The following is a 16,545-nucleotide window of genomic DNA, read 5'->3' on the forward strand; positions in this document are numbered from 1 at the left end:
ATACTTTATAATAAAGCTAATGAGTATTATATAAAACTTGATGCAGCTAGAGCATTACATCAATACAAATATGATGATGAGCATAGAATGAAATTATATTTAAGTGGTGGGGTGTATTTTTGAGATTGCAAGCTAAAACAGCTTGCAATTTGAATTAAACATTGAATCTAAAATGCATTACATCGCCATCTTGCACGATATAATCTTTCCCTTCAAGGCGTAGTTTTCCTGCTTCTTTAGCACCACTTTCGCCTTTACAAGCGATATAGTCTTCATAAGAAATCACTTCAGCTTTAATAAAACCTTTTTCAAAATCATTATGGATTACACTTGCTGCTTTTGGTGCTTTCCAGCCTCTTTGTATGGTCCATGATCTAACTTCTACTTGTCCTGCTGTAAAATAGCTAATTAAATTAAGCTTTGAAAAGGCTGTGCGTATGACCACTTCAAGTCCACTACTTTCTACCCCTAAAGATTTTAAAAATTCATAATTTTCTTCATCGCTTAAAGCTATCATTTCCTCTTCTATTTTAGAGCAAAGTTTGATTACTTCATGGCCTGATTTTGCTGCGAATTCTTTAAGATTTTTTACAAATTCATTATCTTCTAAAAGTGAATTCTCATCTACATTTGCTCCATATATCACTTCCTTAGCTGAAAGCAATCTTAGTTCTTTTATAAGAGCATGATAGATTTCATTTTTATTAGCAAAAGAACTTGCGCTGTTGTTTTGATTTAAATGCTCTAAAAGCTCATTAGCTAAAGCTAAGCTTTCTTTTGCACCTTTTTCGTTAGCCTTTGCACCTTTAGTGAGTTTTTCTATTTTTTTACTAAGTTGCTCTATATCTGCTAATATAAGTTCTGTTTCTATGATTTGTACATCACGCACAGGATCAACACTACCTGCAACATGTGTGATATTTTCATCATCAAAACAACGCACGATGTGTAAAATCATCTCTGTTTCGCGTATGTTAGATAAAAATTTATTACCCAAACCCTCGCCTTTGCTAGCTCCTGCTACTAAGCCTGCTATATCAACAAATTCTATATTTGAGCGTATGATTTTTTGTGGATTGACAATCTTTGCTAGCTCTTTTAAGCGATGATCAGGCACAGGAACGACTGCTTTGTTTGGTTCTATGGTGCAAAATGGATAATTTGCACTTTCAGCATTTTGCGCTCTTGTTAGTGCATTAAAAGTGGTAGATTTTCCAACATTTGGAAGTCCTACTATACCAACTGATAAACTCATTTTTGTTTCCTTGAAAGATAAAGTAAATATGAAAGGCACATTCTAACACCTGCTCCACTTGCACCAAAGCTATGATAACCCCAAGCTTTTTCTAAGTAAGCTGGCCCTGCGATGTCTAAATGTAACCATTTGTCTTTGTATTCTTCTCTAATGAAAGAATTTAAAAATAACCCTGCAGTAATAGCCCCGCCATAACGACTTGAAGAGGTATTGCTAACATCTGCTATATTTGATTTTATAAGCTCTTTTAAGTGCGGGTTAAAATGTAAAATAGTAGCTAAATCTCCACTTTTTTTACTTACTTTGAAAAAATCATTTTGCAAATCTTCATTATTTCCCATGATAGCACTTGTGTATTCTCCAAGTCCTACTACGCAAGCTCCGGTTAGAGTAGCAAGATCTATTAATAAATCAGGTTTTAGATCTTGAGCAAGTGAAAGACAATCTGCTAAAACTAATCTTCCTTCTGCATCGGTATTTCTAACCTCAATACTCACACCTTCTCTTGAGATAAGTACATCATCAGGCTTATAAGCATTTCCGCCTATCATGTTTTCAGTTGCACCGATGATAGAATGCACTTCTATATCAAGGTTTAATTCACTTGCACCTTTGATGATAGCCATTGCAGCCGCACCACCACTTTTGTCAGATTTCATCGTTAGCATGTAATCAGCAGGTTTTAAACTAAGCCCACCACTATCGTAAGTTAGCCCTTTACCTACAAACACTACTTTCATTTTTGGATTTTGTGGTTTATATGAAAGATGAATAAGTTTTGGAGGATGGATTGAAGCACGATTTACCGCTAAAAATGCTTGCATTTTTTCTTGCTCTAAGAAATCGCTTTCATAAATTTTACATGAAATCTTGCAATCATTTTGACTTAAACTAAGCGCGTCTTCGGCCATTTTTGCAGGAGTATAAATTTGTGGAATTTCATTTACGATATTTTTTGCAAAATCACAAGCATTTGAAAAAACTTGTCCATAGTTTATACCTATACAAGCTTCTTCTAGGTTGTATGTTTTGTCATTAATCTCATCTTTTGAAATGAAAATATTTTCTAATTTACTCGGTGTTTTTTCTTTTTTGTATTTATCAAACTCATAAGCACCAAAAGTAAATCCTTGAATCATGGCATTAAAACTATTTACTACGCATTTTCCTACAACACTTTTTGTTTTAACACTTTGAATTTCAAGTTTTTTTAAAGCCTTATAGGCATTTGCAAAAGCAAGTCTTATATCTTCATATTCTAAACTTTTAAGTTCGCTATAAAGAATTTTATTTTGCATATCTATGCAAATTCCTTCGCCTTTGTAGTTTGAAAGTTTAAAAAGTTCTTGGCTTTGAGTGTATTTTTCTATCTTTTTATCTTGTATTAAAATGATTTCAAAATCTGCATTTATAGAATTTATAGCTTCTTCTTTAAAATTAAAAGTCATTTATGAGTCCTTTTTCTAAGTATTGATTTTTCTATTTGTTTCATACCTAAAAATAAAGCAAGTAAAAAACCAGCAATAATAGGCACTGCAAAATACCAGTGGTCTCCAGCCCATTCTACAGCTAGCCAAATTTCTTTTCCAAAAAACCATGCTAGTAAAATGGTAATAGCGGCCCAAGCCCAAGCACTAATGAGATTAATAAATGCAAATTTTTTGGCACTATAACGTGTTAGTCCTATACTCATAGGTATAATAGTTCTAAAGCCGTACATATATCTTTGTATGAAAATAATAGGCCAGCCAAAACGTTGCAAAAGTAAATGCGCTATAGCAAATTTACGCCTTTGAGTGCGGAGTTTTTTCTGAATGTATTTTTTGTTATATCTTCCTATGTAAAAATATATTTGATCGCCTACAAAACCACCTAAACCTGCTATGAAGATTATAAGGCCTAAATTTACATGTCCTTCGTGTGCGAAAATACCTGCTAAAATAAGCGCAAGTTCTCCCTCAAGTATACACCATAAAAACACGATGATGTAAGCCCAGTTTTTATAATCATATAAAAGTTGTTTTAAAAATTCTTCCATTTTATACCTCTAAAACACTATAAATAGAAGTTAATTTAGCTAATTCTTTAGCCCCATCAAGATCTTTTAGTTCTAGTAAAAAACAAGCTTCAACACATTTTGCATTGAGTTTTTCTATGAGTTTAACAGCGGCTATTGCTGTACCACCTGTAGCGATAAGATCATCTATAAGTAAAACATTTGCCTTTTGATTATTAAATGCATCAATGTGAATTTCTATGGTATCACTGCCATATTCTAAGCTATAAGATTCTTGCAAGCATTTTGAAGGTAATTTGCCTGGTTTTCTAATAGGCACAAAAGGTAGTTTTAATCTAGCACTTAGCGCAGCTCCAAAAATAAAACCTCTACTTTCTATACCAACAATATAATCAAGCTTTGCGTTTTGATACTTTTCTACCAAGTGATCCATTAAAAATGCAAATGCTTCTTTGTTGTTTAACAAAGTAGTAATATCTCTAAAAATAATCCCTTCTTTTGGAAAATCCTTAATAGCTCTAATGCTATCTAATAAGTATTTTTTATCTTGTTCTTTCATCATAATAATGCCTCGATTTTTGCTTCTAATTCTTTGATTCTTTGTCTTAATTTTTCATTTTCGATACGATATTGTGAATTTCTTGTTCTAAGAGAAGTTAAGTCCGCTTTGCTTTTGTTTAACTCTTCGGTTAGAATATCTATATTTCCTAAACTTCTTTGAAGTTGTACTTGTAGCTTTCTAATAACTATTTCAGTATCATCAAGGTTGTTTTTTATAAATTCTTTTGCTACTTTTTCTTTATGAAGTAAGGTTTTATAATAAAGCAACATAATAGTCATATAAATACTAACACAAATTAATACAGTTAATACAAGCCAACTTAAAATCATAATTTTGCCTCTATTTTACTAATTCGCACGCAATGTCTTCCACCGCTAAAAGTAGTATTGATGAAATTTGAGATGATTTCAAAAGCCATATCTACTCCGGTTAATCTAGCTCCTAAGGCTAAAACATTTGCATCATTATGCTCTCTTGAGAGTTTAGCGCTTAAAGGTTCGTTGCACAAAGCACAGCGTATATTTTTATGGCGATTTGCTGCTATACTCATACCAATACCTGATCCACATACTAAAATTCCAAAACTATTTTCATCAATTTTAGAGCTTAATAAATGCGCATAATCAGGATAATCACAACGATCCTCGCTAAAAGGACCTAAGTCTTCAAAGCTTATATTTTTTTCTTGTAAAAAATTGACAATCTCTTGCTTTAAAATAAAGCCAGCATGATCACTTGCTATGTAAATTTTTTCTCTTAACATTTAACAATCACTTTATCGTTGAAATTTTAAAGTATTAATTTTATCATATTTAATTAAAATTTTTCTTTCTTGTATATAATTATTTTTTGATATTTTCAAATATTTATTTGATATAATAACAATAATTATTTAAGGTAAAAAATGAAGCTTATTTTGATTGGTTCTTCAACGGGTGGTCCAAGCCAACTAAAGTTTTTACTAAACGATGTAGAACTTAAAGACTGCGCGGTGGTGATTGCTCAGCACATGAACCCAGCTTTTATTCCTTCTTTTGTAAATCAGTTTAACAAAGAAGCAAAAAGTGATGTGATCATACCAAGCGATAAAGAAGTTTTAAAAAATAAAATTTATATTTGCCAAAGAAATATGGTTTTAAGCGGAAATAATGCTTTGGTATTAAATGCTACAGAGCAAACAAGTAGTTTTAATCCAGGAATTGATGTTTTATTTCATTCGGCTGTAAATCTTTGCAAATATCATAAAATTTTAGCTTTGATTATGACAGGAATGGGTGATGATGGTGCTAAATCTTTGTTTGAGCTTTATAAGGTTGGGGTAAGGTGCTTGTGTGAAAATGAGGCAGATTCTATAGTATATGGAATGCCAAAAAAAGCTAGAGATACTAACCCAAATTTAAAGCCTATGAGTTTAATAGAGCTCAAAAAAGAAATAATTAATTTTATCAAGTCATAGGATGGAAAGATGATAAAAATTACAGAAAATGAAATGAATGATTTTATAAAAATAGTAGAACAAATAAGCGGAAATAACCTTAATACTAAAAAAGATATTTTATCTATAAAACTTCCTAAATTTTTACAAGAACTAGGTTTAAGTAGTCTTAGTGAATTAAATGAAAAAGTGCAGTTTCAAAGAAATTTAAAACAAGAAACTATGGATTTTATCACAGTTTGTGAGACTTATTTTTTTAGAGAATTAGAGCAATTAAAAGATGTAATTTTTTATATAAAATCTCTTGATCGTCCTGTAAACGTGCTTTGTGCTCCATGCTCAAGTGGTGAGGAAGTGTATTCTTTGGCTATTTTGGCAAGTGAGAATTTCATTAAAGGTGTGAATATAGTTGGTATAGATATTAATAAAAAAATGATAGATAAATGCAATGAAATGATATATTCAGAGCGTTCAGTAGCTAGATTAAACACTATGCAAAAAACGCGTTATTTTGATGTAAAAGATAGAATGTATCAGCTTAAAAAAGAAACCTTAGCTTGTAGATGTCGTTTTGAGCTTTGTAATGTTTTTGATGATTCTTTATTTAAACTTGGAAAATTTGATGTGATTTTTTCAAGAAATATGATGATTTATTTTGATCAAGATTTCAAAATAAGACTTATGGAGCGTTTTTATAAGATATTAAATAGAGAGGGTAGAATATATCCAGGAAAATCAGATCTTGTGCCTGAAACAGCGTATTTTGATAAGAACTTTTCAGCAGGTGGGGTTTATTATTCTAAGGTGGATTAATTATATTTTTTATTAAACCACCACCAATAAATCGCCGCAAAGATAAAACATACTCCTAAGCCAAAAGTAAAATGACTTAATTTTACTCCATAAAATTCAAATAAATATCCTGTTGAAAAAGCAATAATCGCACTAAAAGTTAAATACACCATATCATTATAGGCAATCACTCTACCATAGTATCTTTTATCGCAATCATTTTGTAAAAGTGTGTAAGTATAGCTCCATAAAGATGAAGTACAAAATCCTGCCATTACTAAGCCTATAAAGGCAAGATAAAAGTTAAATTGCAAACAAGCCCAAAGCATTATGCCTATACCTTGCGCTAAATATAAATATACTAAAGTGTTTTTATTAATATAAGGACTAAGAACATAAGGTCCTATGAGTAAAGATATGGCTCTTATGGCATTAGAAAGCCCTATGGCTAGAGGTATGGAAATAACTTTTGCGTATTCATATTCGGCTAAAAGAGTGATTAAAACATCATAAGCGGTTATCCCTACAACTCCATGAAGCAAAATCAAATGAATGATTTTTTTATTGCTAAATACATAAGCTAAACCTTCTTTGATTAGTATAAAAAGATTGTTTTGTGTGGTATTTTTTTCATCAGGTAAGATTAAAGTTTTAAGTATAAGCATGGCACAAAATAGCATTAAAGTATCAGCTATGAAAGCTGGTTTTACTCCAAAAAGATCTATAAAAAGTCCTGCTGCACCCATACCCAAAGCATATGATACAGCCCATATAATACTATGAAGTTCATTACCTAGTTTTAATTCTTGTGGGGTTAAAATTTTAGGTAAAACTGACATTTCTGTTTGGAAATACATACTTGCAACCGCCATACGCACAAAGGTTAAAAAGTATAAAAACCAAAGCATAGCTAAAGAATTTACAAAAATTAGCATAAAAATAGAAATCATCTCAATGCTAATCATTGTTAGCAATAAATTCTTAGGTTTAAATCTATCTACTATAACTCCATTTATAGGTGCAAGTATAATAGAAGGTAAAAAAACAAAAATAGCTGAAAAACCTATGATATTCGCAGGTGCTTGTAGTTCTTTAGTTAAAAGAGTAAAAACACCTACTTGAGAAAACCATGCACCAAAATAACTTATAAATTGTACTGTTGCTAAAAGGCGAAAAGTTTTATTGTTTTTAAATAAAGACCTATAAGTCATGAGTATCCTATGAATATATGAAATTAAAGGGCTTGATTATAGCGTTTTTAAGATTATTTTACATTTAAATGCTATAATAATTCTTTTTATAAAAAAGGTTAATAATGAATAGATTAAGCAAAAAAGAAGCATTAAATTTGCTCCAAAATGCACCTTTGTATGAATTAGGCGCAATGGCATATGAGAAAAAATCAGAGCTTCACCCTGAAAAAATAACTACTTTTGTGGTAGATAGAAATATAAATTATACAAATATTTGCTGTATTGATTGTGATTTTTGTGCTTTTTGTAGAAAAGAAAAAGATGATGATTCTTATATTTTAAAATACGAAGAAATAGGGCAAAAAATAGAAGAATTACAAGCCATAGGTGGAACGCAAATTTTATTTCAAGGCGGAGTACACCCAAAACTTAAAATAGAATGGTATGAAGACTTACTTTCTTATATAAAAACTAATTATCCAACCATCACTGTGCATGGTTTTTCAGCAGTAGAGATAGCTTATATAGCAAGAGTTTCTAAAATTTCTATCGAAGAGGTTTTAAAAAGATTACAAGCTAAAGGACTTTTTTCTATACCTGGAGCAGGTGCTGAAGTATTAAGCGATAGGGTAAGAGATATTATAGCACCACACAAATGTGACACAGCTACTTGGCTTAGGGTGCATGAGAGTGCGCATAATATAGGTATGAAAAGTACTGCTACAATGATGTTTGGTACGGTTGAAAATGATGAGGAAATTATCGAACATTTTGATCATTTAAGAAATTTACAAGATAAAACAAATGGCTTTAGAGCTTTTATTTTGTGGTCATTTCAAAGTGAAAATACCCCTTTAATCAAAAAACACCCTGAAATCATCAAGCAAAGCTCTAATAGATATTTAAGATTGCTAGCTTTGGCAAGATTATATTTGGATAATTTTAAAAATTTACAAAGTTCTTGGGTAACACAAGGCTCTTTAATAGGCCAACTTGCTTTAAAATTTGGTGCAAATGATTTAGGTTCAACTATGATGGAAGAAAATGTCGTAGCAGCAGCTGGTGCAAAATACAGAATGAATCAAGAGCAAATGATAGAACTTATCAAAGATATAGGGGAATTACCCGCTAAACGCGACACAGCTTATAATATTTTAGAAAGGTTTTAATGCTAAATTTAGACTTTAATGAAACTAAAATAGACATAATATATGAGTATGAAAATGAGCTTCCTGTGGTATTTTTTAAACTCATTTTTAAAAATAGTGGAAAAATAGCAGAAAAACACAATAGAGGATGTGCAAGTATGCTTGCTAGGCTTTTAAACGAAGGAAGTAATGATGAGTTTTTTAAAAGCTTAGAATACCGTGCTATAGAGCTTTATGCTAAGGCTAGTTTTGAGCATTTTCAAATTAGTATTAAATGCTTGAAAGAACATTTTGATTTTGCTTTAGAAAAATTACAAGAATTGTTTTTAAATGTGCGTTTTGATGAAAAAATCTTACAAAGATTAAAAACTTTAGCCTTAGGTGAGCTTGCAAGTTTAAATACTGATTATGATTATCAAGCAAAAAGACTTTTAAATAAAAATGTTTTCAAAGATGAAATTTTTGCTAGTGGTCTTGATGGGACTAAAGAAAGCATAGAAAAGATTAGCTTAAAAGAATTGCAAGATTTTATGAGTGAAAATTTAGTACTTGATAATGCTTTATTTGTTTTTGGTGGAGATATTAAAGAAAATGAAGTAAAGATTAAAGTAGAAAAAATTTGCCAAATTCTAAAAAGAAACACTCCAAATCAAAATAAAAATTACAAACTCATTGATGAGAGTATAGAAGTAAGTGAGCAAAAAAGTACCGAGCAAGCTTATATATACTTTTGCTCTCCATTAAATATACAAATTAATGATGAGAAAATGTATTTAGCTAAACTTGCTTTATTTATCTTGGGTCAAGGTGGTTTTGGTTCGCGTTTGATGGAAGAAGTGCGTGTGAAAAGAGGCTTGGCGTATTCAGCATATGCTATGCTTGATGTAAATTTAAATTATAGTAGAGTTTTTGGGTATTTGCAAACTAAAAATGAAAGTTCTAATGAGGCTAAAGCTTTAGTTAAGGAAGTTTTTGAAAATTTTGTCCAAAATGGAGTAAATGACAAAGAATTTCAACTAGCTAAGCAATTTTTAGTAGGTTCTATGCCTTTAAGGTATGAAAGCTTGGCTAAAAGACTAGATATAATGCTAAATGAGTATTTGCATGGTTTAAAACTTGGAAATTTAAAAGAAGAAATGCAAAAGATCAAAAACACTACCTTAGATGAACTAAATGACTTTATTAAAGCTCATAATGAAATTACCAAAGTGAGTTTTGCAAGTATAGAAAATGAAAGTTGAAGAAAAGGATTTAAAACTACTTCATGCTTTAGGGGTTAAAAATTGTATCGATTTGGCTTTGATTTTACCTAAAAAATTTGATGATTTTAGAATTTCAAAGTTTCCAAAAGATACATTTTGTACCCAAAATGTAAAAATTATCAGCACGCAAAATCATCACTCTCAGCTTTTTATGCTTTGTGAATGTTTAGAATGGGGTATAAAAGCAAATATAGTAATCTTTCATCCTAATAAATGGCATTTTAAAATTTTTAAACATAATGCTTTAATTTGTATCCATGCAAAGATGAATTTTTTTAATGGAATTTGGCAGTTTATAAACCCAAAAATAGTAAAAAACATAGGTCAAATAGTCCCTAAATACCAAATTAGCTCTATTAAAGATGAAAGTATCAAAAAACTTATTTTAAAATATGTCAATGAAGCTAATTTAAAAGCACTAAATTTAGAACAAAAATACATTAATTTACTTTTAAATTTACACAATTATGATGATTTAACTCTTTATGAAAATTTTAACGCCATGGTTAAAGACTTAAAATATATAGAAATTTTTAATCATTTAAGGCGTTTAAAGGGTAAAAAAATATCACAAAATGCTTATGAAATAGAACTTTTTGATATAAGCTCTTGGCTTAAGGGTTTAGAATTTAACCCTACAAATGATCAGCTTTTAGCGATAGAAGATATTAAAAAAGATTTACAAAATAAAGTTGCTAAAAGGCGTGTGGTAATGGGTGATGTGGGTTGTGGCAAGACTTTGGTCATACTTGCTGCAAGTTTGCTAGTGTATCCTAAAAAGGCTATTTTAATGGCTCCAACTAGTATATTAGCAGAGCAAATTTATCATGAAGCAAAAAGACTGTTACCTAATTTTGTTAATGTATTGCTTTTAAAAGGTGGTAAAAAAGATAAAGATTTAGCAAAATTAAAAGAACAAGCTCATTTTATCATAGGTACACATGCACTCATTCATCAAGAAGAATTTGAAGCAGTTTTAGTGATGATAGATGAGCAACACCGCTTTGGTTCTAATCAAAGACAAAAAATAAGTGAGCTTAGCAAAAACTCTCAATATGCTCCACATATCGTACAATTTTCTGCTACACCTATACCAAGAACACTTTCTATGATACAAAGTGAGCTTGTAAATTTTAGTTTTATCAAACAAATGCCTTTTAAAAAAGATATTAAGACTTTTTGTATACAAGATAAAGATTTTAAATATTTGCTTAAAAAAATCGATGATGAACTAGCTAAAAATCATCAAATAATCATCATTTATCCTTTAGTAAATGAAAGTGAAAATATAGATTATTTATCGCTAGAGCAAGCACAAGGATACTGGATAAACAAATACAAAAATGTTTATGTAACCCATGGAAAAGATAAAAATAAAGATCAAATTTTGCAAGAATTTAGAGAAAAAGGCACGATTTTGCTTTCTACAACGGTGGTTGAAGTGGGTATTTCTTTGCCAAGACTAAGTGTGATTGTTATTGTTGGGGCTGAAAGACTTGGGCTTGCTACCTTACACCAGCTTCGAGGTAGGGTAGGCAGAGTAGGGCTTGAGAGTTTTTGTTATTTATATACTAAGCAAAAAGAAATTCCAAGCCGTTTGCTTGAATTTGCTAAAACTTTAGATGGATTTAAAATAGCTGAGCTTGATTTAAAAAACAGACTAAGCGGGGATTTGCTAGATGGTAGAGTACAGCATGGCAATCATTTTAAATTTTTTGATTTTGCAGATGATGAAGAATTAGTTGCAAGAGCAAAAGAAAGTATTAAAAATATGGAAAAAGAAAATGGATAAACACTTTGAAATTTTAATTTCTAAAGGTAAGAAAAAACATTTTAACAAAGGGAATATTTTATTTTTTCAAGGTGAAAAAGCAAATAAAATTTACATTTTACTAAGTGGAAAAGTGCGTATATATAAGGTGAATGCAAAAGGTTTTGAGCTGACACTGCATACTTTAACTCCGGTAAATTTTATAGCTGAAATGCCTGTGTTTGAGGGTATTAATTACCCAGCTAATGCTATTTGTGAGCAAGATTGTGAAATTTGTGTTTTTGATTTTGATGAATTTAAAAAATTATGCTTAGAAAATGGAGAATTTAGCTTTTTGCTTTTGACTTCTTTAATCGGTAAAATTCGAATTTTAGAAAATTTCATCAGACAAAAATCTTTGGATTTAAAGTCAAGACTAGTCAGCTTTTTACTAGAAAATGAAGAAAAATTACAAAATTTAAAGCAAAAAGAAATCGCTGTGATTTTAAATTTACCCCCAGAATCTTTGTCGCGTTTTTTAAAAGAATTAAAACAAAATGAGCTTATTTGCACAAATAAAGGTAAAATAGCAATTTTAAATAAAGAAAAAATGCAAAATTTAATTAAGTCTTTTTAAATCTTATTTGTTACAATATTATATTTAAAGTATGGAAGGTTTTATGGATTTTGATTTTTTAATCAAGTTTAGCCCTATGTTTATACAAGCTTCTTGGCTTACTTTAAAACTTGCTATTTATGGAGTATTTTTTTCATTTTTAGTAGGTTTATTTTGTGTGGGAGTAAGTTATTTTAAATTTTCTTTTTTAAATACAATCTGTAAAATTTATATAGAATTTTCAAGAAACACACCTTTATTAATCCAACTTTTCTTTTTATATTATGCCTTGCCTGAGTTTGGGATACACCTTAGTTCTTTTGCTTGTGCTGTGATAGGACTTAGTTTTTTAGGTGGTTCTTATATGGCTGAGAGCTTAAGAGCGGGTATGGAAGCAGTGAAAAAACAACAATACGAATCAGGACTTTCTTTGGGTTTGAGTAAATGGCAAAATTTCCGTTATGTTATCATGCCTCAAGCTTTGGGTATAGCTATGCCAAGCATTAGTGCAAATATCATTTTTTTACTCAAAGAAACTTCAGTAGTAAGCATTATTGCTTTAGCAGATTTAGTATATGTGGCTAAAGATCTTATAGGGCTTTATTATAAAAGTAACGAAGCATTATTTGCTTTGGTGCTTTGTTATTTGATTTTGATTTTACCTTTATCTTTAGTGTTAAACCGTATAGAAAAAAGGTTAAATTATGTTTGAAATTTTAAATCAAGATACCTTTTTTAGACTAGCACAAGGTTTAAAGGTTACTTTAGAGCTTTCGTTAATTAGTGTTTTAATTTCACTCATAGGAGGAGTATTTTTTGGAATTTTAATGCATTCTAAAAATAAAATCCTTTATGCTTTTTGTCGTTTTATGCTTGAGTTTGTGCGTATTATGCCTTTGATTGTTTGGCTTTTTATAGTGCATTTTGGTTTGGCGAAATGGTTTGGATGGCATTTGAGTGCTTTGGGTTCTAGTATTATTGTTTTTAGTATTTGGGGCGTGTTTGAGATGATGGATTTGGTTAGATCGTCTTTAGCAAGCATACCAAAACACCAGTATGAATCAGGATTTTCACTGGGTTTTAATAAATTTGAAGTTTATCTTTTTATCATTATACCTTTATCTTTAAGAAGATTATTGCCAATGAGTATTAATCTTTTTACAAGAATTATTAAAAGTACTTCAGTGATTTATCTAATCGGCGGTATAGAGCTTATTAAAGTAGGCCAACAAGTGATTGAGCTTAATTTATTTCAAAATTCTTATGCTGCTTTTGTGATTTATGGTTTGATTTTATTGATTTATTTTATACTTTGCTATCCTTTGTCGGTATATTCAAAGTTTTTAGAGAAAAAATGGAGCTAATATGAGTATTTTAAAAATACAAAATTTACAAAAATATTATGATGATCATCATGTTTTAAAAGATATAAATTTAGAAGTAAATCAAAAAGAAGTAGTGGTTATACTAGGTCCAAGTGGTTGTGGGAAATCTACACTTTTAAGATGTATTAATGGTTTAGAAGAAATGGCTGATGGAGCTATTTTTGTAGATGATGAAAAAATTGATAAAAATTATAAAAAATGGACTCAAATTCGCCAAAAAATAGGTATGGTGTTTCAATCTTATGAGCTTTTTGATCATTTAAATGTGGAGCAAAATATACTTTTAGGACCTTTAAAGGTGCAAAAAAGAAAAAAAGAAGAGGTTTTAGAAGAGGCAAAATACTGGCTTGATAGAGTAGGGCTTTTGCATAAATTAAAAGCTTATCCTAAAGAATTAAGTGGTGGACAAAAACAACGTATGGCCATAGTTAGAAGCCTTTGTATGAATCCTGAAATCATGCTTTTTGATGAAGTGACAGCAGCACTTGATCCTGAAATCGTGCGCGAGGTTTTAGATGTGATTTTAAATTTAGCAAAAGATGGTATGACTATGCTTATAGTTACACATGAAATGGGTTTTGCAAGAGCAGTTGCTGATAAAATAGTTTTTATGGATGATGGAAAAATAGTAGAAATTTCAAAGCCTGATGAATTTTTTGAAAATCCAAAAACTGATCGTGCGAAGAAATTTCTCAATTTGTTTGATTTTCATCGTTAATTTTATTTTAGAAAAGATTTGTTTAAAAAATTAATATAAGGTTTAAAAATTAAATTTCAATCATTAAGGAAAAAATATGAAAAAGATTTTTCTTTTATCGTTTTTAATGGCACTTTTTTTTAGCGCCTGCTCAAATTCAAATTCTAATGAAAACTCTATAGAGAAAATCAAACAACAAGGTGTTATCCGCATAGGTGTGTTTGGTGATAAACCTCCATTTGGCTACTTAGACGCACAAGGGAAAAATCAAGGCTATGATGTGTATTTTGCTAAACGTATAGCAAAAGAACTTTTGGGTGATGAGTCTAAAGTGCAATTTGTTTTAGTCGAAGCAGCAAATAGGGTGGAGTTTTTAGAGTCAAATAAAGTAGATTTAATCTTAGCTAATTTTACTAAAACTTCAGAAAGAGAAGCTGTGGTGGATTTTGCACTACCTTATATGAAAGTTGCTCTTGGAGTAGTGGCCCCTAAAGGATCAGATATCAAAACTATAGATGATTTAAAAAATAAAACTTTGATTTTAAATAAAGGCACAACAGCTGATGCGTATTTTACAAAAAATATGCCAGAAATCAAAAGTATTAAATTTGATCAAAACACAGAAACCTTTGCGGCTTTAATCGGTAAAAGAGGCGATGCGCTAAGTCATGATAATGCATTGCTTTTTGCATGGGCTAAAGAAAATCCAAATTTTGAAGTAGTGATTAAAGAGCTTGGAAATCATGATGTCATAGCTCCTGCTGTAAAAAAAGGCGATGAAGCTATGTTAAAATTTATCAATGATTTGATTATAAAATTACAAAATGAACAATTTTTTCACAAAGCTTATGATGAAACCTTAAAGCCATTTTTTAGTGATGATATAAAAGCTGATGATGTGGTAATCGAAGGTGGCAAAATTTAATAATGCAAAAAGCTTTTAAAAATACCATCTATGCTTCTTTAGGTGGTATTTTAGAATTTTATGATTTTGTTTTATTTATCTTCTTTGCAAGTGTTTTTGCAAAAATTTTCTTTCCTCAAAATGATGATTTTTGGCCATTAATCTATACTTATGTAGCCTTTGGGGCAGGGTATTTAGCTAGACCTTTTGGTGCTGTTGTTTTAGCGCATTTTGCAGATATTAAAGGGCGTAAGAATGTTTTTTATATCAGTATGCTTTTGATGGTCGTGCCAAGTTTTGTTTTGGCCTTTTTACCTACTTATGAAAGTATAGGACTTTTTGCTACTTTTATGCTTTTTATCATACGGATAGCCCAAGGACTAGCCATAGGAGCTGAAGTTAGTGGTGCTTGGATTTTTGTGAGTGAATTTGTGAGTAAAAAAAGACTTGGCTTGGCACTTGGTTTTATTTCAGCGACTTTAACTTTAGGTTTATTACTTGGAAATTTAGCGACTTTAAGTATATATGCGTATTTTAATAAAGAAGAAGTAGAAAGCTTTGCTTGGAGAATTCCTTTTTTTATAGGGGGATTTTTTGGCATATTAGCTTTATTTTTGCGTACAAAACTTAACGAAACACCAGCTTTTAAAAATATAAAAGAAAAAGAAAAAATTTTAAATTTCCCGCTTTTACAAGCTTTAAAAACACATAAAAAAAGTATGTTAATATGTGCTTTACTTACTGTGGTTTTAACAAGCGGGGTAGCTACTTTAATGATACTGCCACAATATTTTGAAAGCTTATTAGGAGTTAGTAAAACTACTGCTTTGACATATCAAAATTTGGCCATAGTGATGATCATACTAGGAAGTTTAGCACAAGGGTATTTAGCGGATTTTTTAGGACATTTTAGGATTTGCTTGATTTTTACTGTTGTTTTTGGAGCTTTTGGCATAAGTTTTAGCTTTTATAATGAGTGGTTTTTGTTATTTTATTTACTTGCTTGTTTTGCGCAAGGTATTATAGCTTTTGCTCCTATTTTTATGACTCAAATTTTTACTACAGAGTTAAGATCAAGTGGTCTTTCTTTTGCTTATAATATCTCTTATGCGATTTTAGGTTTTTTAACTCCCTTTGTTGTTAATTTTATGTATGAGAAATATTTTTATATTTATATTATTTTTATAGTGATTGCTAGTTTGTTAAGTATACTTTTAGTAAAAAGTTCTTTTAGAAATTTATAACATTATTTTTACTCAAAAAACCTATTTTACAATACATTCAAGCTCATGTAATATATTCTTATCATACTAATATTTTATTATTTTTTATAATTAAGCTTAAATTTATAAACATAGTATTAACATAAGTTATTTATTAACTAATTATTTGTAATACTAATTACAGATGATTAAAATATTACTTCAAAGGATTTCTCAATGATAGCATTTACTTGTAAGCGTATGGGGGGGGGAATAGCACTTTATTAAAACTCTCTTTTGCTACCATTATCTCTTTAACTTCCCTAC

General features: G+C 30.0%; 18 protein-coding genes. 11 read left to right on the forward strand and 7 right to left on the reverse strand.

Annotation, left to right across the window (positions count from 1 at the left end; all coding sequences use genetic code 11):
• Positions 1–154 precede the first annotated feature (154 nt).
• From ychF to rpiB, 6 genes are read right to left on the reverse strand one after another with little or no spacing between them, the layout of a single operon-like run.
• Positions 155–1,255 (reverse strand): redox-regulated ATPase YchF, encoded by a 1,101-nt coding sequence (gene ychF, locus L8W68_RS07895; RefSeq protein ID WP_263675717.1) that lies wholly within the window; start codon positions 1,253–1,255, stop codon positions 155–157.
• Positions 1,252–2,703, reverse strand: coding sequence for a leucyl aminopeptidase (locus L8W68_RS07900; RefSeq protein ID WP_263675718.1), 1,452 nt, complete (start codon positions 2,701–2,703; stop codon positions 1,252–1,254). Before L8W68_RS07900 ends, ychF begins: the two co-directional genes overlap by 4 nt.
• Entirely contained in the window at positions 2,700–3,293 is a 594-nt protein-coding gene (locus L8W68_RS07905; RefSeq protein WP_039618134.1) for a DedA family protein, read from the reverse strand. The genes L8W68_RS07900 and L8W68_RS07905 overlap by 4 nt, the downstream gene beginning before the upstream one ends.
• A 1-nt stretch (position 3,294) precedes the next feature.
• Complete coding sequence (apt, locus tag L8W68_RS07910; protein WP_263675729.1) at positions 3,295–3,831, reverse strand: adenine phosphoribosyltransferase; 537 nt, start codon at positions 3,829–3,831, stop codon at positions 3,295–3,297.
• Positions 3,831–4,163, reverse strand: coding sequence for a hypothetical protein (locus tag L8W68_RS07915; protein ID WP_039618138.1), 333 nt, complete (start codon positions 4,161–4,163; stop codon positions 3,831–3,833). The genes apt and L8W68_RS07915 overlap by 1 nt, the downstream gene beginning before the upstream one ends.
• Positions 4,160–4,597: a ribose 5-phosphate isomerase B gene (gene rpiB, locus L8W68_RS07920; RefSeq protein ID WP_263675719.1), complete on the reverse strand. Its 438-nt coding sequence runs from the start codon at positions 4,595–4,597 to the stop codon at positions 4,160–4,162. The genes L8W68_RS07915 and rpiB overlap by 4 nt, the downstream gene beginning before the upstream one ends.
• A 141-nt stretch (positions 4,598–4,738) precedes the next feature.
• Between rpiB and L8W68_RS07925 the strand changes: the two genes are divergently transcribed.
• The gene (locus tag L8W68_RS07925) at positions 4,739–5,290 is read left to right on the forward strand and encodes a CheB methylesterase domain-containing protein (RefSeq protein ID WP_263675720.1); all 552 of its coding nucleotides are present in this window, start codon (positions 4,739–4,741) and stop codon (positions 5,288–5,290) included.
• Between the two features lie 9 nt (positions 5,291–5,299).
• Positions 5,300–6,082 carry a CheR family methyltransferase gene (locus L8W68_RS07930; RefSeq protein ID WP_263675721.1) on the forward strand — a complete coding sequence of 261 codons (783 nt, stop codon included), beginning with the start codon at positions 5,300–5,302 and terminating at the stop codon, positions 6,080–6,082.
• Here the strand turns inward: L8W68_RS07930 and L8W68_RS07935 are convergent.
• A complete protein-coding gene (locus tag L8W68_RS07935; RefSeq protein ID WP_263675722.1) occupies positions 6,079–7,272 on the reverse strand; it encodes an MFS transporter in 1,194 nt (397 codons plus the stop codon). The two genes, L8W68_RS07930 and L8W68_RS07935, sit on opposite strands and share 4 nt — an antisense overlap.
• Before the next feature lie 104 nt (positions 7,273–7,376).
• Here L8W68_RS07935 and L8W68_RS07940 point away from each other — a divergent pair, with 104 nt between their 5' ends.
• The 9 genes from L8W68_RS07940 to L8W68_RS07980 all read left to right on the forward strand — a co-directional run bounded on the left by L8W68_RS07940 (position 7,377) and on the right by L8W68_RS07980 (position 16,260).
• Positions 7,377–8,423, forward strand: coding sequence for a dehypoxanthine futalosine cyclase (locus L8W68_RS07940; RefSeq protein WP_257927752.1), 1,047 nt, complete (start codon positions 7,377–7,379; stop codon positions 8,421–8,423).
• Entirely contained in the window at positions 8,423–9,643 is a 1,221-nt protein-coding gene (locus L8W68_RS07945; RefSeq protein WP_263675723.1) for a M16 family metallopeptidase, read from the forward strand. The genes L8W68_RS07940 and L8W68_RS07945 overlap by 1 nt, the downstream gene beginning before the upstream one ends.
• Positions 9,633–11,456: an ATP-dependent DNA helicase RecG gene (gene recG / locus L8W68_RS07950; protein ID WP_263675724.1), complete on the forward strand. Its 1,824-nt coding sequence runs from the start codon at positions 9,633–9,635 to the stop codon at positions 11,454–11,456. The genes L8W68_RS07945 and recG overlap by 11 nt, the downstream gene beginning before the upstream one ends.
• On the forward strand, positions 11,449–12,051 hold the full coding sequence (locus L8W68_RS07955) for a nitrosative stress-response regulator, Crp/Fnr family (RefSeq protein WP_012661401.1): 603 nt from the start codon (positions 11,449–11,451) through the stop codon (positions 12,049–12,051). Before recG ends, L8W68_RS07955 begins: the two co-directional genes overlap by 8 nt.
• Before the next feature lie 43 nt (positions 12,052–12,094).
• The gene (locus L8W68_RS07960; RefSeq protein ID WP_263664277.1) at positions 12,095–12,742 is read left to right on the forward strand and encodes an amino acid ABC transporter permease; all 648 of its coding nucleotides are present in this window, start codon (positions 12,095–12,097) and stop codon (positions 12,740–12,742) included.
• Entirely contained in the window at positions 12,735–13,394 is a 660-nt protein-coding gene (locus L8W68_RS07965; protein WP_214135361.1) for an amino acid ABC transporter permease, read from the forward strand. Before L8W68_RS07960 ends, L8W68_RS07965 begins: the two co-directional genes overlap by 8 nt.
• A gap of 1 nt (position 13,395) precedes the next feature.
• The gene (locus L8W68_RS07970; protein WP_263675725.1) at positions 13,396–14,133 is read left to right on the forward strand and encodes an amino acid ABC transporter ATP-binding protein; all 738 of its coding nucleotides are present in this window, start codon (positions 13,396–13,398) and stop codon (positions 14,131–14,133) included.
• Positions 14,134–14,239: 106 nt separating this feature from the next.
• Positions 14,240–15,037 (forward strand): cysteine ABC transporter substrate-binding protein, encoded by a 798-nt coding sequence (locus tag L8W68_RS07975; protein ID WP_412175566.1) that lies wholly within the window; start codon positions 14,240–14,242, stop codon positions 15,035–15,037.
• A 2-nt stretch (positions 15,038–15,039) separates the two neighbouring features.
• Positions 15,040–16,260: an MFS transporter gene (locus L8W68_RS07980; RefSeq protein WP_263675728.1), complete on the forward strand. Its 1,221-nt coding sequence runs from the start codon at positions 15,040–15,042 to the stop codon at positions 16,258–16,260.
• The last annotated feature ends 285 nt before the right edge of the window (positions 16,261–16,545 follow it).

The sequence above is a fragment of the Campylobacter sp. FU_497 genome (genome assembly GCF_025772425.1).
Lineage (GTDB): Bacteria > Campylobacterota > Campylobacteria > Campylobacterales > Campylobacteraceae > Campylobacter_D > Campylobacter_D lari_C.